Raw genomic sequence first — 25,194 nt, 5'->3', positions numbered from 1 at the left:
TGAGAACGGCTCCCGGGATGCTTCCCGGGAGCCGTTCCGTGTCAATGGTCGCAGTGGTGCCGGCTCACTCCACGCCGGCGCAGGAGGATGCGGCGTCGGTGAGCGCCGAGCCGAACTCCATCAGCTCGTCCGGGTCGGACAGCTCGGGGTCGCCCTCGGCGATCTGCTGCACGGACGCGTCGCTGAGGTCGGAGTCCACGACCGCCTGCGCGACGCACAGCATCGCGGACTCGGTGAACGCGTCGGAGTCCTGCACGTCGAGGATCACGGCCAGCCCCTCCGCGACGGCGGGGGCGTCCGGCCGGTCGCCGGTCGCGCCGGTGTCATCCGGAGCGTCGTCGGGGGTGGCACCCGTGTCGTCGGTGTCGTCGGTGAATGGATCGGATGCCGACGGCGAGCCCACCGAATCCCAGTCGACGCTCTGGGCGTAGCCGGCGAACAGCGTGACCGACAGCACGACCGCCGCGACGATGCCCATCACGATCGACAGGATCAGGCCCACGATTCCCGGCCACTTCACCGTGTTCTTGATGAACAGCGCGATGATCGAGACGACGAAGGCGGCGAAGAGCAGGAACGCGCCCACACCGAAGGTCGCGATGGTGGGGATGCAGCCGATGATGCCGCCGATCACCGCGAGGCCGAGACCGATGTAGCCGAGCACGGGAGTGCGGCGCGGCGCGGGCGCCTCGCCGCGATACGCGTCGGCGTCGTAGGGTCCGTAGCCGCTCGAGTCGGCGGGTGCCGCGGCATAGGCTGCATAGGGGTTCGTCGCGTCTGCGGAGGGCGGTGCGTACCCGCCCTGGCCGTCGGCGGAGGTGGCGGACTGACCGGCGAGGCCGCTGTCTGCGGCACTCGGATACGCCATGGTGGGCTGCGCGTCCTCGGCGGAGGTCTCGGCGCCCGCGGCGGGCGCGAAGTGGTCGGTCCACTGCTGTCCGTCCCACCAGCGCTGGCGTCCCGATCCGTCGTCGTACCATCCTGCGGGAACGCTCATGGCATCCTCCTCGTGTCGGTGTGTGTCGCCCTACGTGTATATCAGTGCGCGCCGGCTCAGCGGGGACGGGGAGTGTCGCTGAACGCGCGGACGCCCGGCCCGCATAGGCTCGTATGGCCATGATCCGGTTCGAGAACGTCACCAAACGCTATCGCGGCACCGCACGCCCCGCCCTCTCCGAGGTCGACTTCAACGTCGACGCGGGGGAGTTCGTCTTCCTCGTGGGAGCCTCCGGCTCGGGCAAGTCGACGTGCCTGCGACTGATCCTGCGCGAGGACGTGCCCACCTCCGGCCGCGTCGCCGTGCTCGGGCGCGACCTGCGCTCGCTCGCCAACCGCAAGGTGCCCTACTTCCGGCGCCACATCGGCTCGGTGTTCCAGGACTTCCGGCTGCTGCCGTCGAAGACCGTCGCGCAGAACGTCGCGTTCTCGCTGCAGGTGATCGGATCCTCCCGCGGCTTCATCCAGCAGGCCGTGCCCGAGGCGCTCGCGCTGGTCGGCCTCGACGGCAAGGCCAAGCGGATGCCGCACGAGCTCTCCGGTGGTGAGCAGCAGCGCGTCGCGATCGCACGCGCCATCGTGAACCGCCCCAAGGTGCTGCTGGCCGACGAGCCCACCGGAAACCTCGACCCCGCCACCTCCGTGGGGATCATGCAGCTGCTGACCCGCATCAACGCGGGCGGCACCACCGTGGTGATGGCGACGCACGAGGCGGGTTTCGTCGACCAGATGCAGCGGCGGGTGATCGAGCTCAAGGGCGGCGAGATGGTGCGCGACGAGGCCGGCGGCGGCTACGGCGACACCTCCAGCATCCCGCGCCTGCTGCCCGAGGCGATCCCCGGCGCGGCGGCCGCCGCCGCGCTCACCGCGGTGCAGGAGGTGCAGCGCGAGACCACCGCGCTGCCCGTGATGACGCACCCCTCGACGCTCTCGGAGCAGGCCGCGTCCCCGGGGGCGGAGGTGCCCGCGACCTTCCGCTCCGAGCCGACGACCCCGCCGGCATCCCGATCGACGTCCGAGACGCCGCCCGTCGTCGCCGAGCCGCCGGCGGCGCCCGAGGAGCAGCGTGCGACGGTGGGGCCGCGCACGAACGCGATCATCATTCCGGAGGTGGAGGTCGCCGAGCTGGGCATGGCCGATCGCCTGGGACTCTCGGGGGACGACGACGAGGAAGTGGGCCCGACCTCATGAATCTCGGACTCATCGTCGGCGAGGCCCTGATCGGGCTGCGTCGCAACATCTCCATGGTGATCTCGGTGGTGCTGGTCACCTTCGTGTCGCTGACGTTCGTGGGCGCCGCCGTGCTCATGCAGACCCAGATCCAGACCATGCGCGGCTACTGGGGCGAGAAGGCCGAGGTGACCATCTACATGTGCTCGCCGCTGTCGACCTCGCAGAACTGCACGGACGACGAGGCGACCGAGGAGCAGATCACAAAGGTCCGCGACGACCTCGCCGGGCCCGCCCTCTCGCCGCTGATCAGCGAGACGACCTTCGAAGACAAGCAGACCACGTTCCAGAACTGGGTCGAGCGCTTCGGTGAGGAGCAGGCGAACGCCTTCGGGATGGAGAACATGGGCGTGGCGTTCCGCGTGACGCTGAAGGATCCGCAGCAGTCGACCGTGCTGACGGAGGCCTTCTCGGGCGTTGCCGGTGTGGACGAGGTGCAGGACCAGCGCCGACTGCTCGACCCGCTGTTCGCCGCGCTCACCGTGGCCACCTACATCGCGGTGGGCGTCGCCGCGCTCATGCTCATCGCCGCGGTGCTGCTGATCGCCACCACCATCCGCCTGTCCGCCTACGCGCGGCGCAAGGAGATCGGCATCATGCGCCTGGTCGGCGCGTCGAACCGGTCGATCCAGACGCCGTTCGTGCTGGAGGGCGTCTTCGCGGCCTTCCTCGGATCGGTGCTCGCCTGCGTCGCCGTGCTCGCCGGGGTGAAGTTCGGCGTAGAGGGATATCTCGCCGAGCGGGTGCCGTTCATGCGCCCGCTGGTCGACATGCAGGACGCCGCGTTCGTCGTGCCCGTGCTCATCGGCATCGGCGTCCTGCTCGCCGCGCTGTCGGCCGGCTTCGCCATCCGGCGCTGGCTGCGCACCTGACCCTTCGACAGGCTCAGCGACCCTTCGACAGGCTGCGGACCCGATAAGGTGGAGGGCTGGCCGTCGTCAGGAGTAGAACATGCCCAGGGAACGCGGGGAGAAGGTCGTCGCGACCAACCGTCGCGCGCGCCACGACTTCAACCTCGAGAAGTCGTATGAAGCGGGCCTCGTGCTCACCGGCACCGAGGTGAAGTCGCTGCGCCAGGGTCGCGCGAACCTCAGCGACGGCTACGCCTATGTCAAGGGCGGCGAGGCGTTCCTCGACGCCGTGCACATCCCGGAGTACTCCCAGGGTCACTGGACCAATCACTCCGCCAAGCGCATCCGCAAGCTGCTGCTGCACAAGGATGAGATCCGCAAGCTCGAGCACGCGGTCTCGGCCGGCGGCTACACGCTGATCCCGCTCAAGCTCTACTTCTCGGACGGGCGCGCGAAGGTGGAGATCGCGCTGGCGAAGGGCAAGAAGGAGTACGACAAGCGCCAGACGCTGCGCGAGCGCCAGGACACCCGCGAGGCCGAGCGCGCCATGCGCATGCGCAACCGCACGGGGGAGTGACCGGTCAGAGCTGCGGGTCGAAGCCGAAGACGCGACCGAGGAAGCGCAGCTCGGTCTCCAGCGACGAGATGATCGTCTCCGCCGCGCGGAAGCCGTGCCCCTCACCCTCGTAGAGCACGTACTCGTGCGGCACTGCGCGCGCGGCCAGCGCGTCGCGGATCGCCTCGGACTGCGAGGGCGGCACGACCCGGTCCTCGGAGCCCTGCTCCAGCAGCACCGGCACGTCGATGCGGTCGACATGCGTGAGCGGCGATCGGGCGATGTACACGTCCTCCGCCTCGGGCAGCGGGCCCACCAGCCCGTCCAGGTAGCGAGCCTCGAAGTCGTGCGTCTCGGCCGCCAGCATCCGCAGGTCGGCCACCCCGTAGCGGGAGATCCCGGCGGCGAACGTGCCCCCGCGCACCAGCGCGCTGAGCACCGTCCACCCGCCCGCCGAGCCGCCGCGGATCGCGATCCGCGCGGGATCTGCCCGCCCGGCGTCGGCGAGACCGCGCGCTGCGGCGATGACGTCGTCGACGTCGACGACGCCCCACTGCCCGTTCAGCCGTTCGCGGTAATCGCGGCCGTAGCCGGTCGAGCCGCCGTAGTTCACATCCAGCACGCCGATGCCGCGGCTGGTCCAGTAGGCGTACGCGGTGGAGGCCGCACCCGACACGTGCGCGGTGGGTCCGCCGTGCACCATGACGATGTACGGCGGCAGCTCGCCGGCGGGGGCGGCAACGTCGGGGTTCGTCGGCGGGTAGTCGAACGCGTGCACGATACCGTGCGGGCCGTCGAACGTCAGCGTGCGCGCCCGCGGCACCCAGGCCGGGTCGGCCTCGTCGCCGCCGCTGATCGTCGTCACCGTGCCGTGGTCGAGGTCGATGCACCACAGGCCGGCGCCCACGGTCGCACCGGCGCCGGAGATGAGCACGCGCGCACCGTGCGCGTCGTCGACGGACGCGCCGGCGGTGATGGGCAGGGTCAGCAGTTCGACGCGTCCGTCGGTGCCGACCAGCACGATCTCGTCGCGTCCGTTCGTGCGCACCGCGACGACGCGCCCGTCGGCCAGCGGCTGATACCAGCGCTGTCCCAGCACCCACAGCCCGCCGCCGGTGTCTGCGTCCGCCGGCGCGACCTGCTCGCGCGTCGGCGGCCGCTCGCTGTCGTGCGGATGCAGGCGCAGCCGCTGCAGGTTCCAGCGGCCATCGGGCAGGTCGTCGAGGTAGAGCAGCTCCTGCGGGCCCGCCCACTCCGGCTGCAGCGCGGACCGGGTCGTGATCGGCAGCATCTGGTCGGTGCCGATTCGTGCCACGTGCAGTAGCGCATGCTCCCAGGGCATGTGCAGAGTGCTCCACTGCACCCAGGCCAGGTGCGCGCCGTCGGGGGACAGAGCGGGATGTGCGACGAAGCCGCTCGTCGCCATGAACGTCGTCACGGCTGCCTCGTCCTCGGCGGCCGAGCCGTCCACGGGTATCTCGACGATCGCGCGCAGGTGCTGCTCCGGGCGCAGATCCTCACGCACCGCGAGTAGCCGACCGTGCTGCACACGCAGCCCGCCGTACGCCGCCCCCGCAGCGGTCAGCGGCTCGGGGGCTCCGTCGCGAGCCATCCGGTACACGCGCTGATCGGCCCCGTGCACGAAGAACAGCGCGCCGTCGGCATCCGCGGTCCAGGCCCCTCCCCCGTACTCGTGCACACGCGAGCGGGCGTTCCACGGCGCCGGCAGCACCTCGATCCCGGCCGAGCTGCGCACGGTCACCCGCCCGCCCTCGGCGGGCACCGACTCACCCCACCAGATCTCCTCGCCCACGAAGCGGGCGCCGTCGATGCGCGGCGCTGCCTGGGCGATCTGGGCGGCGGTGAACGGGGAGGGCCATGAGCCGTAGGACGCGGTCATGTCCTCGAGCCTATCCAGCACGCAGCCGGCACACGCCGTCACCCCCCGACACACGGCGTCACCCACCTGACACACGGCGTCACACAGTGTGCACCGCGCGACGCCGCTGTCCTACCGTCTGAGGACACCCCCCCCGAGACCCAGAGGAGAAGGCCATGGACCGCGTCCCGTTCTCCTTCGAGCTGTACCCGCCGCGCACGGCCGAGAGCGCCCGAGCGCTGCACGACACGATCGCCCGTCTCGCCGAGGCCGGCCCGGAGTTCATCTCGGTGACCTACGGCGCCGGCGGCTCGACGGGCGGCCGGTCACTGGAGGTGCTGCGCCACATCCGCCAGCACACCGAGACCGAGCCGCTCGCGCACCTCACCTGCGTCGGCAACACCTACGAGGGCGCGGCGCGGCTGATCCGCGAGTTCCTCGACGCGGGTGTGCGCAGCTTCCTCGCCCTGCGCGGCGACCCGCCGGCGGGTCAGGACGAGTCCGACGCGTTCCTCGGCGATCTGGAGAGCTCAGCGCAGCTGGTGCAGCTGATCGACCGGGTGCAGGCCGAGTGCGCGCCGTACGAGGAGTCGCCGGTGCGCGGCAACCCGGATGCCGTGCGCGTGGCGCCGCGCCGCAAGGTCAGCATCGCCGTCGCCGCCTTCCCCAACGGCCACCCGCGCTCCGCGTACAGCAGCCAGCACGTCGACGCACTGCTCGCCAAGCAGGCCGCGGGCGCCACGCTCGCCATCACGCAGCTGTTCTTCCATCCCGACCACTACCTCGCCTTCGTCGAGCGCGCGCGCCGCGCCGGGGTGACGATCCCGATCCTGCCGGGCATCATGCCCATCACATCGCCCGCCCGACTTACCCGGGTGCTGGAGCTCACCGGCGAGGAGCTGCCGAGCGAGCTGGCGATCGAGCTCGAGATCGAGCCCACCGCCGAGGGGCGCCGGCAGATCGGCATCCGCTGGGCCGCCGACCTCATCCGCGCCGTCGTCGACGGCGGCGCACCCGGCGTGCACCTGTACGCGTTCAACCAGCACGAGACCGTGCTCGACGTCCTCCACGGTGCCGGGGTCCTCCCCGAGCGCCGCCTGCTCGCTGCATCGAAAGGAAACTCATGACCGCTTTCCCCGCCGGGACCATCCTCGGCTACCCGCGAATCGGCCGACGCCGCGAGCTGAAGAAGGCCGTCGAGTCGTTCTGGGCCGGGCGCATCGACGAGGCAGAACTGGAGCGCACCGCCGCCGAGCTGCGCGCCGCCACCCGCGAGCGACTCTCCGCGCTCGGCCTCGGCCGTGCTGACTCGTCCATCCCGGAGTCGTTCTCGTTCTACGACCAGGTGCTCGACGCGGCCGTCACCGTGGGCGCCATCCCCGCCCGCTTCGACGACCTGCGCGACGCCGACGGCTCGATCGGCCTCGGCGCGTACTTCACGGTCGCCCGCGGCGAGGGCGAGCGCGCCCCTCTGGAGATGACCAAGTGGTTCGACTCGAACTACCACTACCTCGTCCCCGAGATCGGCCCCGAGACGACCTTCTCGCTCGCCAGCGAGCACCTCGTGACGCAGGTCGCCGAAGCCGCCGCTGCCGGATACGTCACCCGCCCGGTGATCGTCGGACCCGTCACCCTGCTCGCCCTGGCGAAGGCATCGGATGACGCGCCGGAGGGCTTCGAGCCGCTCAGCCGCCTCGACGACGTGCTGCCGGTCTACGCCGAGCTGCTCGAGAAGCTCAAGGCTGCCGGCGCACAGTGGGTGCAGTTGGACGAGCCCGCGCTGGTCAGCGAGTCGCTGCCGGTCGACACCGGGACCCTCGCGGATGCCGCCGCCCGCGCGCTCGCGGTTCTCGGCGGTGCCGGCGAACGCCCGCAGATCTTCGTCGCCGCCCCGTACGCGGCGCTCGGCGCGACGCTCGACGTGCTGGCAGCCGCTCCTGTCGAGGCGATCGGCATCGACCTCGTGCGCGGCGAGGTGCCCGCCTCGCTGCCGTCCCTCGCCGGCAAGACCCTCGTCGGCGGCGTGATCGACGGTCACAACATCTGGCGCGGCGACCTCGTTGGCGCTTTCCGCACGCTCGAGGCGCTGCGCGCGCTCGGCGCCACAGCGGTCGCGGCATCCACCTCGACCTCGCTGCTGCACGTGCCGCACGATGTCGACGACGAGACGGCTCTGGATGCCCGTCTGGTCTCGTGGCTCGCCTTCGCCGACCAGAAGGTCGGCCAGGTGGTCACCCTCGCGCGCGGTCTCGCCGACGGACGCGATGCCATCGCCGACGAGCTCGACGCGGCGTCCGCCGCACTCGCCGACCGGCGTGACGCCCCCGGCGTGCGCGACGGCGCCGTGCGCGGCCATGAGGTCGCCGAGGCGGATTTCTCGCGCGTCTCGTACGCCGAGCGCGAGAGCGCTCAGCAGGCGCTGGGTCTGCCCGCCCTTCCGCTGACCACCATCGGCTCGTTCCCGCAGACCGGCGACATCCGACGGGCCCGCGCGCGCTTCCTGCGCGGGGAGATCCCCGTCGAGGACTACGCGGACTTCCTGCGCCGCGAGATCGACCAGGTCGTCGCCCTGCAGGAGGAGCTCGGACTGGACGTGCTCGTGCACGGCGAGCCCGAGCGCAACGACATGGTGCAGTACTTCGCCGAGCACCTCGACGGCTTCGCGGTCACCCAGCACGGCTGGGTGCAGTCGTACGGCTCCCGCGCGACGCGTCCCTCGATCCTCTGGGGCGACGTCTCGCGGCCCGCGCCGATCACGGTGTCCTGGGCGACGTACGCCCAGTCGCTCAGCGTCAAGCCCGTCAAGGGCATGCTCACCGGCCCGGTGACCATCCTCGCGTGGTCGTTCGTACGCGATGACCAGCCGCTGAGCGAGACCGCCGACCAGGTGGCCCTCGCCTTGCGCGACGAGATCACCGATCTCGAGTCGGCCGGCATCGCGATCATCCAGGTGGACGAGCCCGCGCTGCGCGAACTGCTGCCGCTGAAGCAGGCCGACCAGCCGGCCTACCTCGACTGGTCGGTGCGCTCGTTCCGGCTCGCGACCGGCGGGGCGGCTGCCGCGACGCAGATCCACACCCACCTCTGCTACTCGGAGTTCGGCGTGGTCATCGACGCAATCCGCGCACTCGACGCCGACGTCACCTCGATCGAGGCGGCGCGCAGCCGCATGGAGGTGGTCGCCGACATCGCGCACCACGGCTTCGACCACGGCATCGGCCCCGGCGTGTACGACATCCACTCGCCGCGCGTGCCGAGCGTCGCGGAGGTGGAGACGCTGCTGCGCCGGGCGGTCGACGAGCTGCCGCTGCGCCAGCTCTGGGTCAACCCGGACTGCGGTCTGAAGACCCGCGGCTATGACGAGACGGTCGCCTCGCTGCGCAACATCGTCGAGGCCACGCGTCGCGTGCGGGAGGACGTCGCCGTCGCGGTCTGACCCCGGATGCCGAAGCGGGGGAGCCGACTCAGACCGCGCGCAGCACGGCTACGACCTTGCCGAGCACGACGGCCTCATCGCCGAGGATCGGCTCGAAGGCGGAGTTGCGGGGGAGCAGCCAGGTGTGACCGTCGCGACGGCGGAACGTCTTCACCGTCGCCTCGCCGTCGATCATGGCGGCGACGATCTCACCGTTCTCGGCGTTGTTCTGAGTGCGGACGACCACCCAGTCGCCATCGCAGATGGCCGCATCGATCATCGACTCGCCGTTCACCTTCAGCATGAACAGGTCGCCCTTGCCGACCAGCTGTCGCGGCAGGGGGAAGATCTCCTCGACCTGCTGGTCGGCGGTGATCGGCACTCCGGCGGCGATCTGCCCCACCAGTGGCACGAGAGCGGCATCGCCGACGGCGGGACCGCTGTCGGCCGGGTTCTCGGCGCTGCTGCCGGGCAGATCGATGAGCACCTCCATCGCACGCGTCTTCCCGGGGTCGCGGCGCAGATAACCGCTGAGCTCGAGCTGGCCGAGCTGGTGCGTCACGCTGGAGAGCGACTTCAGGCCCACGGCATCGCCGATCTCGCGCATGCTCGGCGGATATCCGTGCCGGGCGATCGAGTTCTGGATGACCTCGAGGATCGCCACCTGCTTGGCGCTGAGGCTCTTGCGACGGCGCGTTCGTGGCGCCTCGGCTGCCGTCTCGGGGGTGTCGCTCATCGGTGCTCCTTCATGGCCACGTGCGGTGTGGAACCGCGTCCTCGCGTTGATCCGCTTCGAATGTCGGAGGCCCGTGATGGGCTGTCCTCATCGAAACGGTATCCGAGTCCGGCCCGGAATCGGAAGATCCGTTCGAGCGTGTCGAAGAAGTCGGCGAGACGGATTCGAATAACGCTTGACACATGTTCGAGATCGAAGATAGATTCGGAACGTAGCTTCGCATCCGGCATCCCCGGCCGGATGCCGGATGCGAACGCCGCACCCCCGCCGCGCGATCGGCGGGAGGACGAGAAGGAGCAGCACATGAGCACCATCAGCCTCCAGGCCCCCATGACACCCCTGGCCGTGCGCACAGACGCCGCCCGCCGCGCGAGCACGGTCCGCCTGCGTCTCACCGCCCGCGGGCGACGCGTGCTGCTCTCCCTGGCTGCGGTGCCCATCGTCGCCGGCGTCGCGGTCTCCCTGCTCGCCGGCGGCTCCGCCGTCGCCTCGAACGAGAGCGGTCAGGCGGTGTCGTTCGAGACGATCACCGTGCTTCCGGGCGACACCCTGTGGTCGATCGCCGCAGACGCGGCTCCCGGTGTCGACCCGCGCGAGGTCATCGCCGACATCACGCGTCTGAACAACCTCAGCTCCGGCATGATCCAGGTCGGCAGCACCATCGCCATCCCCACCGCCTACGGCGAGTAGTGCGAGCGTCGCCGTCACGCGGGGCGGCGACACCGCGCCGCCGCCTACGATGGAGGACGTGACATCCCTCGATGAGCTGCCCCTCCGCGATGATCTCCGCGGGCTCACTCCGTACGGCGCGCCGCAGGCGCCGCTGCCGGTCGCTCTGAACGTCAACGAGAACACGCATCCGGTTCCGGATGCCGTCGCCAGCGACATCCTCGACGACATCGCACTCGCCCTGCGCGACGTGAACCGCTATCCCGACCGCGAGTTCACCGTCCTGCGCGAGGGCTTCGCCGACTATCTCGGCCATGGATTGACCGCCGAGCAGATCTGGGCGGGCAACGGCTCCAACGAGGTGCTGCAGCACATCATGCAGGCCTTCGCCGGCCCCGGGCGCGCGGCGTTCGGGTTCGCTCCGACCTACTCCATGTACCCGCTCATCACCCAGGGCACCGGGGCGCGCTGGGTCGCCGGCTCGCGGGACGACGACTACACGCTGCGCCCCGACGACGCGGCTCGCCAGGTCAGGGACGCCGATCCCGATGTGGTGCTGCTGTGCTCGCCGAACAACCCGACCGGCACGCCGCTGCCGCTGGAGGTCGTCGAAGCCGTGTACGAGGCCGCTCGCGGCGTCGTCGTCGTCGACGAGGCCTACCACGAGTTCGCGCCGCGTGAGGCGTCGTCGGCGCTCTCGCTGCTGCACGGCCGACCGCGTCTGGCGGTGTCGCGCACCATGAGCAAGGCCTTCGCCTTCGCGGGAGCGCGCGTCGGCTACCTCGCCGCCGACCCCGCGTTCATCGATGCGCTGCGTCTGGTGCGCCTGCCCTATCACCTCAGCGCGCTCACGCAGGCGGCCGCGGTGGCTGCGCTGCGCAACTCCGACACGATGCTGCGCATGGTGGACGAGATCGTCGAGCAGCGCGACCGGATCTCCGCGACGCTCGAGGCGCTGGGCTACACGCCGCACGAGTCGTGGTCCAACTTCGTGCTCTTCGGCGGGGTCGACGATCCGCGCGCCGTGTGGCAGGCGCTCTACGAGCAGGGTGTGCTGATCCGCGACGTCGGAATCCCGCACCACCTCCGGGTCACCGCCGGCACAGCCGCCGAGACCACCGCATTCCTGGAAGCCCTCGCCTCGATTGGATCCCCCGCATGAGCGACCGCACCGCGTCCCGCACGGCACAGCGCCGCCGCCACACCTCCGAGTCGACGGTCGAGGTGAGCATCGACCTCGACGGCACCGGCCGCAGCGACATCGACACCTCCGTGCCGTTCTTCGACCACATGCTCACCGCCTTCGCCAAGCACTCGCTCACCGACCTCACCGTCCGTGCGACCGGCGACACCCACATCGACGCGCACCACACCGTCGAGGACATCTCGATCGTGCTCGGCCAGGCGATCCGTGAGGCACTCGGCGACAAGGCCGGCATCTCGCGCTACGGCGACGCGCTGGTGCCGTTGGATGAGGCGCTCGCGCAGGCGGTCGTCGACATCTCGGGGCGCCCGTTCCTCGTGCACGACGGCGAGCCGGCCGGCTTCGAGTTCCACCTCATCGGCGGGCACTTCACCGGCTCGCTCGTGCGCCACGTGTTCGAGGCGATCACTCTGAACGCCGGGCTCACCGTGCACGTGCGCGTGCTCGGCGGGCGTGATCCGCACCACATCGCCGAGGCGGAATTCAAGGCGTTCGCGCGCGCGTTCCGTCAGGCCAAGGCCCTGGATCCGCTCGTCGACGGGGTGCCCTCGACCAAGGGGGCGCTGTGAGCGGGCGGCGGGTCGTCGTCTTCGACTACGAGTCCGGCAACGTGCACTCCGCGGTCAAGGCGCTGGCCGCGGCCGGCGCCGAAGTCGAGCTCACGCGCGATCGGGATCGCGCGCTCGAGGCGGACGGCCTGCTCGTGCCCGGAGTCGGTGCATTCGCGGCCGTGAGTGAGGCGCTGCTCGCCCACGGCGGTGACGAGATCATCGATCGCCGGCTGGCCGGGGGTCGCCCGGTGCTCGGTATCTGCGTCGGCATGCAGGTGATGTTCGAGCGCGGCGTGGAGCGCGGGCAGCTCACCGACGGGCTGGGGGAGTGGCCGGGCACAGTCAGCGAGCTCGATGCGCCGGTGCTGCCGCACATGGGCTGGAACACCGTCGAGACCGGCGCCGGGAGCACGCTGTTCCGTGGGATCGAACACGAGCGCTTCTACTTCCTGCACTCGTACGCCGCGAAGGCATGGGAGATCGACGTCGAGCGTCCGTTCCGCGAGCCGTCGCTCACCTGGGCGACGCACGGCGAGCGCTTCCTCGCGGCCGTGGAGAACGGCCCGCTCTCGGCGACGCAGTTCCACCCAGAGAAGTCCGGCGCCGCCGGCATCCGGCTGCTGCAGAACTGGGTCGAATCGCTCTGAGCTGCTCTGAGCTGAGCTGAGCTGACCGCGGGACTCAGAGTCCGCGGGCGACCGCCGCGCCCGCGGCGAGCCAGGCGGTCTGCGTGGCTGCGGCGAGGGCGCCGAGGCGCAGATGGCCGTCGACCATCTCATGGTCGAACGGGATGCTGACGACCTCGCGGGCGAGATCGCGGTAGCCGGTGACGACCTGGTTCACGTCCGCTGCGGTGGCTTTGGGATCCGCCTGGGTCACGACGACAACCGAGCGGCGGGCCAGCTCGGCCGAGCGCTCGTCGCGGTCCTCGAGCGCCTCCAGCAGCAGCGCCCCGGCCTCGGCATGATCGTCGCGCGTGGTCGTGGCGACCACGATCTGGTCGGCGTGGTCGATCATGCGCAGCCACATCGGGTCGGACTCGTCATTGCCCGAGTCGATGATGATGAGACGGTAGTACTTCGCCGCGACGGCGTGGATCGCGTCGATGTCGGAGGAGTGCAGCCGGTTCTCCTGGGCGAGGCGCATCGGCTTCGAGCGCAGCACGTCGTACTTCTCGCGCGCCTGGTGGTGCACGTAATGCGCCAGATCCGCCGACTGCGCGCCGGCGCCCAGCAGGCGGTCGGCCTCCGGCAGCAGTTCGAACAGCGTCCGATCGTGCGGGCCCTGGTCGGTGCGCCAGCCCAGGGTGCCACGGGTCTGGTTGTTGTCCCAGGCCAGCACGCCCGCACCGCCGAAGCGCGCGAAGACCGCCGCCAGCAGCACGGTCGTGGGCGTCTTGCCCGCGCCGCCCTTGCCGTTCACCACCGCGATGGTGCGCGGACCCGGCCAGTGCTGGCTGACCAGCAGCTCGTTGTCACGCACCGCGCGCTCGGCGGCGCCGGGTGCCAGCGAGAAGCCGAGCCGGTTCAGCGCTCCACGCGCGCCGGTCTTCGCCGGCTCCTCGCGGCGCTCCTGCTGCAGGAAGGACGGCCGCTCCCGCTGCTGCCGAGCGGGCTCGTCGGTCGCTGCGGGGGCGGATGCTGCGCCGGAGCCGCGGTGATAGCGCGGTGCCTGGATGGGCGCCTCGGGACTGCCGGCAGGTGCGGCCGGGCTCTTCGCAGGCACAGCGCTCTGAATCGGCGCGGTGCTTCGAATGGGCACGGCGGCGGGTGCTGCGGGGCTCGGTGCGGGCGCGGCGGCGGGTGCTGCCGGGCTCGGTGCGGGCGCCGCGTTCTGCCTGGGCACCTCGGAGATCACGGCCGGTGCGGGCGGCTGCGTCGCCGGCTGCGGCTGGGGCGTCGGCTGCGGCTGGGGCGTCGGCTGCGGCGCCTCGGCGGACCGGCGCGTCGCGCTCGAGCGTCGGCGAAGGGGCCCCGCTGCACCGTCGTTGTGCGCGTCCGTCATGCGTTGCTTCCCTCCGCGTCGTGAGGCCGCCGATCGTGCAGGCGTGCCCGTGCACGTCGATCGTAGCGGGGACGCGTGCGAAGATGCCTGCGGGATGGCACGGCACCGCCTCGACTCACCGTTTGAGAGAGCCCGTCGCCCGGGCTACTCTGTTCTCTCGTGCCCGATCGGGCCGCCTCACCCCTCCCGAAGGACGACATGAACGACTTCGCACAGTCCCCCTCGCTGATCCTGCTTCCCGCGGTCGACGTCGCCGGTGGCAAGGCCGTGCGCCTGACCCAGGGCGAGGCCGGCACCGAGACCAGCTACGGCGACCCGGTGGACGCGGCGGGGGAGTTCGTCGACGCCGGCGCGCAGTGGATCCACCTGGTCGACCTCGACGCGGCCTTCGGGCGCGGCAGCAACACCGCGATCCTGCGCAAGGTCATCAAGCAGTACCGCGGAGTGAGCATCGAGCTCTCCGGCGGCATCCGCGACGACGCGAGCCTGGACGCGGCGCTCGAGGCCGGTGCCACGCGGATCAACCTCGGCACCGCCGCCCTCGAGAACCCGGAGTGGTCGGCTGACGTGATCAGCCGCTACGGCGACGCGATCGCGGTCGGACTCGACGTGCGCGGGACCACCCTGGCCGCCCGCGGCTGGACCAAGGAGGGCGGGGACATCTGGGAGGTCCTCGAGCGTCTGGAGGAGGCCGGCTGCAGCCGCTACGTCGTCACCGACGTCACCAAGGACGGCACTCTGCGCGGACCGAACCTCGACCTCCTGCGCGAGATCACCTCACGCACGCCGAAGCCCGTGATCGCCTCCGGGGGTGTCGCCAGCCTCGACGACATCGCCGCGCTGCGAGAGCTGGTGCCGCTGGGCGTCGAGGGCGCCATCGTCGGCAAGGCGCTGTACGCCGGGCAGTTCACCCTGGCTGAGGCGCTGGATGTCGCCGGCGACTGACGACGGCTGCGAGCACGGCGCGGCGAACACCCGCGACTCGGCCGGGGTGCCCTGGGCGGGACGCAGCTTCGAGGCGAACGCGCACGCTGCCGACGACGGCTCGGCCGATCCGGCCCTGCTGGCAGCCCTGCTGCGATTCCGCAGCGGAGAGGGCTCGCAGATCGAGGTGGTCGATGCGTTCCGCGACGCGCGGGTGCTGGTGCCGCTCGTCGCCGAGAAGGGCGATGAGGGCGTGGGACCGACCGGACTGACCGTCGACAAGACGCAGGAGCTCTCGATCGTCACGGTCGCCGCCCCCGACGGCCGCCGGGTGCAGCCGGTGTTCTCGTCGGTCGACACGATGCGACGATGGGATGCCACAGCACGGCCGATCCCGGTCGAGGCGATCCGCGTCGCCCTGTCGGCCTCGAGCGAGCAGACCGACCTGATAGTGCTCGATCCGGCGTCCGAGACCGAGTTCGTGCTGCGCCGCCCCGCGGTGTGGGCGCTCGCGCAGGCTCAGCCGTGGGAGCCCAGCTTCCTCTCCCCGGAGGTGTTCACCGCACTGCGCGAGAGCATCGCGCACGAGCTGGCGGTGATCGACGTGTCGGTCACCGCGGGCGACCCGGAAGCCCGCATGCGCGGTCCGGAGCTCATCGTCACCCTCGAGCTCACCGATGGTCTGGAGCGCGAGACCCTGGACGCGGTGCTCTCACGACTCGCGCAGCGCTGGGCGGCCGACGACCGGATGGCCGTGCTCGTCGACTCCCTCACCGTGAAGCTCACCCGCTCGGCGGGCTGACCACACGCCTTGATCAGGTGACCGGGCCGGTCCACTTCTCGCCAGGGCCCTTGCCAACGGCATCCGGAATCGTCGACGCCTCGCGGAACGCCAGCTGCAGCGAGCGCAGCCCGTCACGCAGCGGGCGGGCATGCGCGTCGCTGATCTCCGGCGCGCCGGCCGTGATGAGGCCCGCGAGGGCGTTGATGAGCTTGCGCGCCTCGTCGAGGTCCGTCTGCATTGCAGGGTCGTCGGCGAGTCCCAGCTTCACGGCCGCGGCGCTCATCAGGTGCACGGCGGTGGTCGTGATCACCTCGACCGCGGGGACGTCGGCGAGGTCGCGCGACGCGGAGGCCGCAGCCTGCTCCTGCTGAGCCCAGTGCTCGTGGCGGTCATCGTGGTGCTCGGCAGGAATCGTCACTTCGGGATGCTTTCTGGTAGACTTCTGCGGGCTTCGGAGTGTCATGCTCCGATACGAAAGAGGATTCTCAATCCCACCCGCGCTTGCCGTACCAGGCTACCGGGTTCCACACCCCGCCGGTTCCGGTGGAAAGGGTGTCACAAGCCGGTGCGTCTGACTGCGCCGGCGGGTGGGGAGACTCCGATTTCGCCCGGGCTGCAGACAGCAGCGCGGTGGCCGAAACCCACGTCTAAGGAGCTCCGCATCAGCGATCCCCGTACCAATGAGCGCATCCGCGTCCCCGAGGTCCGCCTCGTCGGCCCCGCGGGTGAGCAGATCGGTGTTGTCCGCATCGAGGCAGCGCTGCGTCTGGCCCAGGAGGCGGACCTCGACCTCGTCGAGGTGGCCCCCAATTCCAAGCCGCCCGTGGTCAAGATCATGGACTACGGCAAGTTCAAGTACGAGGCCGCGCAGAAGGCGAAGGAAGCCCGCCGCAACCAGGCGAACACCATCCTCAAGGAGGTCCGCTTCCGCCTGAAGATCGAGGCTCACGACTACACGACCAAGCTCAAGCGCGCCGAGGGCTTCCTCAAGGCGGGCGACAAGGTCAAGGCCATGATCCTGTTCCGCGGTCGCGAGCAGTCGCGGCCCGAGCAGGGCGTGCGTCTGCTGCGCAAGTTCGCCGAGGACGTCGCGGAGTTCGGCACGGTCGAGTCGAACCCCACCATCGACGGCCGCAACATGGTGATGGTCGTCGCCCCCCTGAAGAACAAGTCCGAGGCCAAGGCCGAGCAGAACGCGGTGCGCTCGGCGAACAAGCAGGCCGCGCGGGACGCGAAGAGCGGCGCGAGCGCCGACTCCGAGCCCACGGACGAGTCGGCGGCGTAAGCCGCCCCACAAGCTCCCGCCTCCGGCGGGGACCCACCGTCGCCCGCCAGGGCGCCACACGAAGGAAGAGAAGATGCCGAAGCAGAAGACCCACTCGGGTGCGAAGAAGCGCTTCAAGATCACCGGCAGCGGAAAGCTGAAGAAGCAGCAGGCCGGCATGCGCCACAACCTCGAGCACAAGTCGAGCCGTCGCACCCGTCGCCTGAACCAGGACCAGGTGCTCTCCAAGGCCGACTCCAAGGTCGCGAACAAGCTTCTCGGTCGCGGCTGAGCCCGACCCACGCACGAATAGGAATACAGGAAAATGGCAAGAGTCAAGCGCGCAGTCAACGCGCAGAAGAAGCGTCGCGTCATCCTCGAGCGCGCGTCGGGTTACCGCGGCCAGCGTTCGCGCCTCTACCGCAAGGCGAAGGAGCAGGTCACCCACTCGCTCGTCTACGCGTACCGTGACCGTCGCAAGCGCAAGGGCGACTTCCGCCGCCTGTGGATCCAGCGCATCAACGCCGCTGCCCGCCAGAACGGCATCACCTACAACCGCTTCATCCAGGGCCTGGGCCTGGCGGGCGTGCAGGTCGACCGCCGCATGCTGGCCGAGCTGGCCGTGACCGACGCCGGGGCGTTCGCCGCGCTGGTCGAGGTGGCCAAGAACGCGCTGCCCTCGGACGTCAACGCGCCGAAGGCCGCTGCCTGATCCTCGCGATCTGACGGGCGTCTCCCCTCGGGGAGGCGCCCGTTTCGCGTCCGATCGCCCGGATAGACTGGACGCGTGCTCGAGAACCCTCGCTCTCCCCGTGTTCGCGCCGTCGCCAAGCTCAGCAAGCGCAGCGCACGCGCCGAGACGGGACTCTTCCTGCTGGAGGGACCGCAGTCGGTGCGCGAGGCCCTGCAGTACGTGCCCGCGGCGATCGTCGAGCTGTTCGCGACGCCGACCGGCTGGGAGAAGCACCCCGACCTGCGCGCCCTCGCCGCGCAGAACGACATCGAGGTCGAGTACGTCACCGAGACCGTGCTCGCCGCCATGGCCGACACCGTCACCCCGCAGGGCCTCGTCGCGGTGACCAGGCAGACGCCCACCTCGGTGCGCGAGATCTTCGCCGCAGCTCCACGGCTCGTCGCGATCTGCGAGGAGGTGCGCGACCCCGGCAACCTCGGCACGATCATCCGCGCGGCGGATGCCGCGGGAGCGGATGCCGTGGTGCTGACCGGCCGCACGGTCGACCCGTACAACCCCAAGGTCGTGCGCTCGACGACCGGATCGCTGTTCCACCTGCCCATCTCGGTGGGCGGCGAGCTGAGCGATGTCATCCGTCGCGCACGCGAGGCCGGGCTGCAGGTGATCGCCGCCGACGTCAAGGGCGACGACCTGCTCGCCGCGCGCGCCGATGGCACGCTGGGCGCGCCCACCGCGTGGCTGTTCGGCAACGAGGCCCGCGGACTCGACGACGAGGCGCTCACCGAGGCCGATCGCGCGCTGCGGCTGCCGATCTTCGGCCGCGCCGAGTCGCTCAACCTCGCGACGGCGGCGAGCGTGTGCCTGTACGAGAGCGCGTTCGCCCAGCGCGCCGCGCGCTGAGACGCCCACCCCCATCACGAATCGGTAAAGTCCGCTGTGCTTTCGCGCGCGGTGCGGCCGCTGTCCTAGTCTGTAACTCATGGCAGAGCGCAAAGACGCCCTCGTGGTGGTCGAGAACGTCCAGAAGCACTACGGCGATTTCCACGCCCTCAAGGACGTCAACCTGACGGTCGACAGGGGTGAGGTGGTCGTCGTCATCGGACCCTCCGGTTCGGGCAAGTCGACCCTGTGCCGCACGATCAATCGTCTGGAGACGATCACGAGCGGCGAGATCCGCATCGACGGCAAGGTCCTGCCCGCCGAGGGCAAGGGCCTGGCGCAGCTGCGCGCCGAGGTCGGGATGGTCTTCCAGTCCTTCAACCTCTTCGCGCACCTGACGATCCTCGAGAACGTCACCCTCGGCCCGATCAAGGTGCTCGGCAAGTCGAAAGCGGATGCCGAGAAGGAGGCCATGGCGCTGCTCGAGCGCGTCGGCGTCGCTCAGCAGGCGGGCAAGCTGCCCGCGCAGCTGTCCGGCGGACAGCAGCAGCGCGTGGCGATCGCCCGCGCCCTCGCCATGCACCCCAAGGTCATGCTCTTCGACGAGCCCACGAGCGCGCTCGACCCGGAGATGATCAACGAGGTCCTCGACGTCATGGTCGAGCTCGCCAAGGAGGGCATGACGATGATCGTCGTCACCCACGAGATGGGCTTCGCCAGGAAGGCCGCCAACCGCGTGGTCTTCATGGCCGACGGTCAGATCGTGGAGGAGGCCGCTCCCGAGCAGTTCTTCACCAACCCGCAGAGCGGGCGCGCGAAGGACTTCCTCTCCAAGCTGCTCACGCACTGAGCGGCGCGCCTCGGCGCACCTGCGGCATCCCGCAACCACAGCACACGCACCATCACACAGCACACAAGGAGACGCACATGCGACGCACACGAGTCCTCGCCGGCATCGGCATCGCCACGGCGGCGCTGCTCGCCCTCACGGGCTGCAACAGCGGCAGCCCCTCGAACCCGGGCGGCGGCGGCGACGCCGGCGACAGCGGCGACAAGCCGCTGTTCGAGGTCGCCAAGGACGTCAAGCTCGAGGGCAGCCCCACCTTCGACAAGATCGAGAAGGCCGGCAAGGTCACCATCGGCGTGAAGGAGGACCAGCCGGGTCTGGGCTACCTCGACGCCACCACGGGCGAGCGTAGCGGTTTCGACGTCGACATCGCCCGCTGGATCGCCGCCTCGCTCGGCTACGGCGAGGACAAGATCGAGTTCAAGCCGATCGCATCCGCGAACCGCGAGCAGGCGATCGTGAACGGCGACGTGGACTACTACGTCGGCACCTACTCGATCAACGACAAGCGCAAGGAGCAGATCGACTTCGCCGGCCCGTACTTCCTCACCGGGCAGGGCCTGCTCATCCGCAAGGACGACCCCGACGCCGACAAGCTCGAGGACTTCAACGGCAAGACCGTGTGCTCTGCGACCGGCTCCACGCCGATCCAGAACATCAAGGAGAACTTCAAGCAGATCAAGACGCAGGAGTACGACCTGTACTCGGCGTGCGTGCAGGACCTCATCGACGGCAAGGTCGACGCGGTCACCACCGACCAGGCCATCCTCATCGGCTACGCTGCGCAGTACCCGGACGAGGTCAAGGTCACCGGCGGCCTGTTCACCGAGGAGCGCTACGGCGTGGGCCTGACCAAGGGCGATGACGTGCTGCGCAAGCACATCAACGACCTGTTCACCGAGAACCCGGACACCTGGCAGGCCATCTTCGACAAGAACCTGGGCAAGTCGGGCATCAAGGTCGAGCAGCCCGAGGTCGACGCGTACTGATCACCTCTCGGGGGCGGCCGCACTCGGGCGCCCCCGAGCAGATCCTCAGAAGGGAAGACGGCGTGGACGTCATCTTCGGAAACCTCGACCTCTGGGGCGAGGCCATCGGGAACACGCTTCTCGTGTTCTTCGTGGGCGGGCTGATCGCGCTCGTGCTGGGCATCATCGTGGGGGCCATGCGCGTCTCGCCGGTGCCGATCGCCCGCGCCGTCGGCACCGCGTACGTGAACATCGTCCGCAACACCCCGCTCACGCTGGTCTTCTTCTTCTTCGTCTTCGGATACCCGCAGCTGGGCCTGCCCCGGCTGTCGAACACGGTGCTCGGCATCCTCGCCATCGGCATCTACACCGCCACCTACGTGGCGGAGGTGCTGCGCGCCGGCATCAACACCGTCCCCGTCGGCCAGGCCGAGGCCGCCCGCGCCATCGGGCTTCCGTTCGGCCAGGTCATGACGCTCATCGTGCTGCCGCAGGCGTTCCGCTCCGTGGTCCCGCCGATGATGAGCGTGTTCATCGCCCTGCTGAAGAACACCACGGTCGCCGCCGGCTTCTCCATCGGAGAGCTCGCCGCGCTGCGTGCCACGATCAACGACGCCGCCGGCCGGCCCGGCAACCCGATGGAGGTCCTGCTCTGGGTCGCCGTGGTGTTCGTCATCCTCGTGCTCGCGATGAGCGCGGTGCAGCGCCACCTCGAGAACAAGTGGAGGATCGCACGATGACCTCAGTGCTCTACGACGTGCCCGGGCCCCGGGCCATCGTCCGCAACCGCATCCTCGCCGTCATCACGATCCTGCTGCTGCTGGCCGTCATCGGCTTCATCGTCTACCGGATGTTCGTTACCGGGCAGTTCGAGGCGCGCAAGTGGTACGTCTTCACGTTCTCCAACGTGTGGATGGGCATCCTCGGCGCGCTGGGGAAGACCCTGGGCGCATTCGCCCTGGCCGCCGTGCTCAGCCTCGTGCTCGGCTTCCTGCTGGCGATCGGCCGCCTCTCCGACCACGCGTGGGTGCGCGTGCCGGTGGGCGTCGTCATCGAGCTGTTCCGCGCCGTGCCGGTGCTGGTGTTCATGATGCTGCTCTACTACGGGCTGCCCGTGTTGGGCGTCGACATGGACCCGTACTGGGCGGTGGTGATCGGGCTCATGGTCTACAACGGCTCCGTGCTGGCGGAGGCGCTGCGCGCGGGCATCGAATCGCTGCCCAAGGGGCAGAAGGAGGCCGGCTACGCGATCGGTCTGCGCAAGAGCGGAGTGATGCGCCTGATCCTGCTGCCGCAGGCGGTGCGCGCGATGCTGCCGGTGATCGTCGCGCAGCTGGTGGTCACCCTCAAGGACACCGCGCTCGGGTTCATCATCACCTACCCCGAGCTGCTGTACTACGCCAAGCTGCTCAGCTCGCAGCAGGGTCGCCCGATCCTGCAGTCGGCGTTCGTGATCGGCGGCATCTACATCGCGCTCTGCCTGATCCTCGCCGGTGTGGCGAAGTGGGTCGAGGTGCGCACACGGCACTCCGCTCGTGTGCAGGGCTACACCCCGGAGACCGCGGGCGATCCGCGCCTGCACGACGGATCGACCGTCACCGAGGTGATCGCCATGCAGCGCGGCATCGGAAAGCACGACTCGAACCAGATCTGACGCCGCGCGCCGTGCGGCGGGTGCGCCGGTTCAGCCGGCGATCACCTGTGCGTAGAGGGCGTCGAACCGCCGGCGCAGGTCGGCGTAGTACGGCTGCTGTGCGGCATCCGGTTCGGTCAGCGCCGTGCGCGGGATCGTCGCGAGCGGATGGTCGGGCTGCAGCACCGACAGCGCGATCGCGGCCGCGCCGCGCATCGTCACGCGCTTGACCTCGACGACTTGCACCGGGAAGTCGATCGCCTGCGCGACCACCTGCATCATCCCGGGGAACGCGCGCGTCACCCCACCCGATGCGATCACGCGCTCGAGGTGCGGTGCCACCTCGCGCAGCTGCTCGAACACGCGCTGGTACGACACCCCGATGCCCTCGGCGGCGCCGCGCCACAGCTCGCGGGGGCCGGATGCCGATGAGACGCCGGTCAGCACGGCGCGCGCTCCTCCCGCCCAGCCCGTAGCGCGCTCACCGGTGAGGAACGGCAGCATCAGCGGCGTGCCCGCGCTCGGCGCCGCCCGCAGCAGCTCGTCGATCTCGTCGGCGGACAGGGGTGCAAGGGTGGCCTGCAGCCACAGGGTCACCCGGCCCACGTCGTTCAGCGCCCCGCCGACGATCGACTGCGAGCGGGAGATGCGGTACGCCCACAGTCCGGACGGCAGCACATCCGGGGTGCCGTCGACGATGACTCTGATGGCTCCCGAGGTCGCGGCCGACATCGCCGCGGTCGTCGGGTGCGCGGCGCCCACGCCGACGTTCGAGGCGTAGCCGTCGGGGACCGCGGGGAACCAGGCAGCGCCGGCCAGCGCCGGCCAGCGGCGGCCGACCTGTTCGGACACGTCGGTGATCGGCTGATCGGGGTCGAGGATCGGCGCGAATCGGCTGCGCTCGACGCCCACCGCCGCGAGCAGCTCCTCGTCGAGCTCGCAGGTGTGGCGGTTCAGGATGCCGGCCCAGGCCATCGTCGAGGTCGCCGCTCCCTCGATGCCGGCGAGCTTCGCGTAGACGTACTCGCCCAGCGAGAGGAACTTCGCGGTGCGCGCGAACAGGTCCGGGAACTCGTCCTGCAGCCACAGCAGACGTGGCGGGTGGTAGCTGGTGTGCAGCCGCGCTCCGGTGCGCTGGTGCACCTCGTCCTCGTCCAGCTGCGCGCGCAGCCGTGCGAGGTGGCCGGCGGAGCGGGAGTCGGCGTAGGTGAAGCAGGCGGTCAGGGCGTCGCCGTGCTCGTCCACGCAGATGAGGGTCGAGGCGAAGGTGTCCATCACGACCGCTCCGATGCTTCCCGCCTCCACGCCGGCGACGGCGCGATCGATCGCGTCGGCGACCTCACGCACCATCTGGTCGGCGTCGACCTCGGCGGTGCCGTCGGCCGCCTCGGTGAACAGATGCTCGACCTTGACGGTGTGCTTCTTGATGGGGCGTGCGTACGCGTCGTAGAGACCGCAGCGCGTGGAGCCCGAGCCGATGTCGATCGCCAGAACGTAGGGTGCGGGTGCGGACACCAGCTTGATGCTCTCCGTGGTGGGGATCTGCTCATCGGTCATCTGTGTCCCGCCCCTCGTCGTCGCTGTGTCGGTCTCGCCGCCGATCCTACCCGCGAGTATCGTGTGCGACACGGTCCGGACGCCGATGTGCCGACCGCAGTGAGGAGCACGCCATGACTGCATCACCACATGCGGGGGCGCTGATCGACGCCGTCCTCGCCGCCGACACGGTGACGCCGGCGGCCGGGACGCCGCAGCTGATCATCGCGGCCGTCATCTCGATCGCGCTGATCGTCGTGCTGATCGTCTGGGTGAAGATGCACCCGTTCTTCGCCCTGATGCTCGGTGCGGCGGTGATGGCGGTCACGGCGAACATGGGCTTCGAGAACGCATTCACCTCGTTCTCCGCGGGCCTGGGCTCGACCGTCGGCGGAGTCGGCGTGCTGATCGTGCTCGGTGCGGTCATCGGGCGCTTCCTCACCGAGTCCGGCGGCGCCGACGAGATCGTCGACACCATCCTCGCGAAGACCCCGCTGAAGCGACTGCCCTGGGCGATGGCCCTGGCCGCGTTCATCATCGGCATCCCGCTTTTCTTCGAGGTCGGCGTCGTGCTGCTGATCCCCATCGTCATGCTCGTCGCGCGCCGCGCGAAGCTGCCTGTCATCCTCGTCGGCATCCCCGCCCTCGCCGGCCTCTCCGCGCTGCACGGCCTCGTGCCGCCGCACCCCGGTCCGCTGATCGCGATCGACGCGCTGAAGGCCGACCTCGGACTGACCCTGGGGCTCGGACTGCTGGTCGCGATCCCCACCGTGATCGTGGCCGGACCGGTGCTCGCCGTGCCGATGTCGCGATGGGTGCCGATCCAGGCATCCGATCGGCTGCTGTCGCCGGTCACGGAACGCGAGGGCAGGCGACCGGCGTTCGCCGTGGCGCTGTCGGTGGTGCTGCTGCCGGTGGTGCTCATGCTGCTGATGACCGTCGTGAAGTCGCTCGGGCTCGACGAGAACCCCGTCGGCCAGGTGCTCATGTTCATCGGCACGCCGCTGCAGGCGCTGCTGATCACCGCGCTGTACGCGATGATCGCGCTCGGCGCGGCACTGGGCAGGTCGATGGGGGAGGTCGCGAAGATCACCGGGGACTCGTTCGCCCCCATCGCCTCCATCCTTCTCATCGTCGGCGCCGGCGGTGGGTTCAAGCAGACCCTGGTCGATTCCGGGGTGGGCGAGGTGATCGGCAGCGGCATCGCCGGTTCCGGGATGCCGCTGCTGCTGGCCGGCTGGGTGGTCGCGGTGGTCATCCGCCTGGCCACCGGCTCCGCCACCGTCGCCACGATCACCGCGGCCGGCATCATGGCGCCACTCGTGGGTGATCTCAGCGGCACGCACGTGGCGCTCATGGTGCTGGCGATCGGCGCCGGCTCGGTGTTCCTCTCGCACGTCAACGACGCCGGCTTCTGGCTCGTGAAGGAGTACTTCGGACTCACCGTCGGGCAGACCTTCAAGACGTGGAGCCTGATGGAGTGCGCGGTCTCGGTCGTGGGGCTGCTCGGCGTGCTGCTGCTGGGGCTCGTCGTCTGACCACCGGCACGGGCGCTGTGCTGCGCGCCGGTAGAC

26 protein-coding genes are annotated in these 25,194 nt (G+C 70.3%); 20 read left to right on the top strand and 6 right to left on the bottom strand.

Features of this window, described 5'->3' with window-relative positions; translation table 11 throughout:
• Positions 1–64 precede the first annotated feature (64 nt).
• A complete protein-coding gene (locus WFG93_RS13745) occupies positions 65–997 on the bottom strand; it encodes a DUF2510 domain-containing protein (protein WP_336646908.1) in 933 nt (310 codons plus the stop codon).
• Positions 998–1,116: 119 nt separating this feature from the next.
• Here WFG93_RS13745 and ftsE point away from each other — a divergent pair, with 119 nt between their 5' ends.
• The 3 genes from ftsE to smpB all read left to right on the top strand — a co-directional run bounded on the left by ftsE (position 1,117) and on the right by smpB (position 3,654).
• On the top strand, positions 1,117–2,187 hold the full coding sequence (ftsE, locus tag WFG93_RS13740) for a cell division ATP-binding protein FtsE (protein WP_336646907.1): 1,071 nt from the start codon (positions 1,117–1,119) through the stop codon (positions 2,185–2,187).
• On the top strand, positions 2,184–3,098 hold the full coding sequence (ftsX, locus tag WFG93_RS13735) for a permease-like cell division protein FtsX (RefSeq protein WP_336646906.1): 915 nt from the start codon (positions 2,184–2,186) through the stop codon (positions 3,096–3,098). The genes ftsE and ftsX overlap by 4 nt, the downstream gene beginning before the upstream one ends.
• 79 nt (positions 3,099–3,177) lie before the next feature.
• Complete coding sequence (gene smpB / locus WFG93_RS13730; protein ID WP_336646905.1) at positions 3,178–3,654, top strand: SsrA-binding protein SmpB; 477 nt, start codon at positions 3,178–3,180, stop codon at positions 3,652–3,654.
• Between the two features lie 4 nt (positions 3,655–3,658).
• On the opposite strand, the gene WFG93_RS13725 is transcribed toward smpB, so the two are convergent.
• A complete protein-coding gene (locus WFG93_RS13725) occupies positions 3,659–5,533 on the bottom strand; it encodes a S9 family peptidase (protein ID WP_336646904.1) in 1,875 nt (624 codons plus the stop codon).
• A 155-nt stretch (positions 5,534–5,688) separates the two neighbouring features.
• On the opposite strand from WFG93_RS13725, the gene WFG93_RS13720 reads away from it, so the two are divergent.
• A complete protein-coding gene (locus WFG93_RS13720) occupies positions 5,689–6,639 on the top strand; it encodes a methylenetetrahydrofolate reductase (RefSeq protein WP_336646903.1) in 951 nt (316 codons plus the stop codon).
• Positions 6,636–8,948, top strand: a complete 2,313-nt coding sequence (gene metE / locus WFG93_RS13715) for a 5-methyltetrahydropteroyltriglutamate--homocysteine S-methyltransferase (protein WP_336646902.1) — start codon at positions 6,636–6,638, stop codon at positions 8,946–8,948. Before WFG93_RS13720 ends, metE begins: the two co-directional genes overlap by 4 nt.
• 28 nt (positions 8,949–8,976) lie before the next feature.
• Here metE and lexA read toward each other — a convergent pair whose 3' ends face one another.
• Positions 8,977–9,663 carry a transcriptional repressor LexA gene (lexA, locus tag WFG93_RS13710; protein ID WP_336646901.1) on the bottom strand — a complete coding sequence of 229 codons (687 nt, stop codon included), beginning with the start codon at positions 9,661–9,663 and terminating at the stop codon, positions 8,977–8,979.
• A 303-nt stretch (positions 9,664–9,966) separates the two neighbouring features.
• On the opposite strand from lexA, the gene WFG93_RS13705 reads away from it, so the two are divergent.
• Genes WFG93_RS13705 through hisH form a run of 4 tightly spaced genes read left to right on the top strand, consistent with a single transcriptional unit; the run spans position 9,967 to position 12,734 of the window.
• Positions 9,967–10,353 carry a LysM peptidoglycan-binding domain-containing protein gene (locus WFG93_RS13705; protein ID WP_336646900.1) on the top strand — a complete coding sequence of 129 codons (387 nt, stop codon included), beginning with the start codon at positions 9,967–9,969 and terminating at the stop codon, positions 10,351–10,353.
• 49 nt (positions 10,354–10,402) lie between these two features.
• Entirely contained in the window at positions 10,403–11,494 is a 1,092-nt protein-coding gene (locus WFG93_RS13700; protein WP_442928269.1) for a histidinol-phosphate transaminase, read from the top strand.
• Positions 11,491–12,105, top strand: coding sequence for an imidazoleglycerol-phosphate dehydratase HisB (gene hisB / locus WFG93_RS13695; RefSeq protein WP_336646898.1), 615 nt, complete (start codon positions 11,491–11,493; stop codon positions 12,103–12,105). Before WFG93_RS13700 ends, hisB begins: the two co-directional genes overlap by 4 nt.
• Positions 12,102–12,734: an imidazole glycerol phosphate synthase subunit HisH gene (hisH, locus tag WFG93_RS13690; protein ID WP_336646897.1), complete on the top strand. Its 633-nt coding sequence runs from the start codon at positions 12,102–12,104 to the stop codon at positions 12,732–12,734. Before hisB ends, hisH begins: the two co-directional genes overlap by 4 nt.
• A 34-nt stretch (positions 12,735–12,768) precedes the next feature.
• Here the strand turns inward: hisH and WFG93_RS13685 are convergent, their stop codons facing one another.
• Complete coding sequence (locus WFG93_RS13685; protein WP_336646896.1) at positions 12,769–14,091, bottom strand: MinD/ParA family ATP-binding protein; 1,323 nt, start codon at positions 14,089–14,091, stop codon at positions 12,769–12,771.
• 198 nt (positions 14,092–14,289) lie between these two features.
• Between WFG93_RS13685 and priA the strand changes: the two genes are divergently transcribed.
• Positions 14,290–15,036, top strand: coding sequence for a bifunctional 1-(5-phosphoribosyl)-5-((5-phosphoribosylamino)methylideneamino)imidazole-4-carboxamide isomerase/phosphoribosylanthranilate isomerase PriA (gene priA, locus WFG93_RS13680; RefSeq protein WP_336646895.1), 747 nt, complete (start codon positions 14,290–14,292; stop codon positions 15,034–15,036).
• Positions 15,020–15,817, top strand: a complete 798-nt coding sequence (locus tag WFG93_RS13675) for an SseB family protein (protein WP_336646894.1) — start codon at positions 15,020–15,022, stop codon at positions 15,815–15,817. Before priA ends, WFG93_RS13675 begins: the two co-directional genes overlap by 17 nt.
• A gap of 13 nt (positions 15,818–15,830) precedes the next feature.
• Here WFG93_RS13675 and WFG93_RS13670 read toward each other — a convergent pair whose 3' ends face one another.
• The gene (locus WFG93_RS13670) at positions 15,831–16,211 is read right to left on the bottom strand and encodes a DUF1844 domain-containing protein (RefSeq protein WP_442928270.1); all 381 of its coding nucleotides are present in this window, start codon (positions 16,209–16,211) and stop codon (positions 15,831–15,833) included.
• A gap of 201 nt (positions 16,212–16,412) precedes the next feature.
• On the opposite strand from WFG93_RS13670, the gene infC reads away from it, so the two are divergent.
• The 8 genes from infC (at position 16,413) to WFG93_RS13630 (ending at position 22,105) form a co-directional block, all read left to right on the top strand.
• Positions 16,413–17,084, top strand: a complete 672-nt coding sequence (gene infC / locus WFG93_RS13665) for a translation initiation factor IF-3 (protein WP_336646931.1) — start codon at positions 16,413–16,415, stop codon at positions 17,082–17,084.
• Positions 17,085–17,157: 73 nt separating this feature from the next.
• Positions 17,158–17,355 (top strand): 50S ribosomal protein L35, encoded by a 198-nt coding sequence (rpmI, locus tag WFG93_RS13660; RefSeq protein WP_179410442.1) that lies wholly within the window; start codon positions 17,158–17,160, stop codon positions 17,353–17,355.
• Between the two features lie 33 nt (positions 17,356–17,388).
• Positions 17,389–17,775 carry a 50S ribosomal protein L20 gene (gene rplT, locus WFG93_RS13655; RefSeq protein ID WP_336646892.1) on the top strand — a complete coding sequence of 129 codons (387 nt, stop codon included), beginning with the start codon at positions 17,389–17,391 and terminating at the stop codon, positions 17,773–17,775.
• Between the two features lie 75 nt (positions 17,776–17,850).
• A complete protein-coding gene (locus WFG93_RS13650; protein WP_336646891.1) occupies positions 17,851–18,657 on the top strand; it encodes a TrmH family RNA methyltransferase in 807 nt (268 codons plus the stop codon).
• Between the two features lie 79 nt (positions 18,658–18,736).
• Complete coding sequence (locus tag WFG93_RS13645) at positions 18,737–19,486, top strand: amino acid ABC transporter ATP-binding protein (RefSeq protein WP_336646890.1); 750 nt, start codon at positions 18,737–18,739, stop codon at positions 19,484–19,486.
• Positions 19,487–19,563: 77 nt separating this feature from the next.
• Positions 19,564–20,472 carry a glutamate ABC transporter substrate-binding protein gene (locus WFG93_RS13640; RefSeq protein WP_336646889.1) on the top strand — a complete coding sequence of 303 codons (909 nt, stop codon included), beginning with the start codon at positions 19,564–19,566 and terminating at the stop codon, positions 20,470–20,472.
• 62 nt (positions 20,473–20,534) lie between these two features.
• The gene (locus WFG93_RS13635; RefSeq protein ID WP_336646888.1) at positions 20,535–21,191 is read left to right on the top strand and encodes an amino acid ABC transporter permease; all 657 of its coding nucleotides are present in this window, start codon (positions 20,535–20,537) and stop codon (positions 21,189–21,191) included.
• The gene (locus WFG93_RS13630) at positions 21,188–22,105 is read left to right on the top strand and encodes an amino acid ABC transporter permease (protein WP_336646887.1); all 918 of its coding nucleotides are present in this window, start codon (positions 21,188–21,190) and stop codon (positions 22,103–22,105) included. The genes WFG93_RS13635 and WFG93_RS13630 overlap by 4 nt, the downstream gene beginning before the upstream one ends.
• A gap of 30 nt (positions 22,106–22,135) precedes the next feature.
• Here WFG93_RS13630 and WFG93_RS13625 read toward each other — a convergent pair whose 3' ends face one another.
• Positions 22,136–23,641 carry a gluconokinase gene (locus tag WFG93_RS13625; RefSeq protein WP_336646886.1) on the bottom strand — a complete coding sequence of 502 codons (1,506 nt, stop codon included), beginning with the start codon at positions 23,639–23,641 and terminating at the stop codon, positions 22,136–22,138.
• A gap of 113 nt (positions 23,642–23,754) precedes the next feature.
• On the opposite strand from WFG93_RS13625, the gene WFG93_RS13620 reads away from it, so the two are divergent.
• Entirely contained in the window at positions 23,755–25,158 is a 1,404-nt protein-coding gene (locus WFG93_RS13620; RefSeq protein WP_336646885.1) for a GntP family permease, read from the top strand.
• Positions 25,159–25,194: the final 36 nt, after the last annotated feature.

The sequence above is a fragment of the Microbacterium sp. USHLN186 genome (assembly GCF_037145155.1).
In the GTDB taxonomy this organism is placed as follows: domain Bacteria; phylum Actinomycetota; class Actinomycetes; order Actinomycetales; family Microbacteriaceae; genus Microbacterium.
This window is presented reverse-complemented; position numbering and strand designations above follow the sequence as displayed.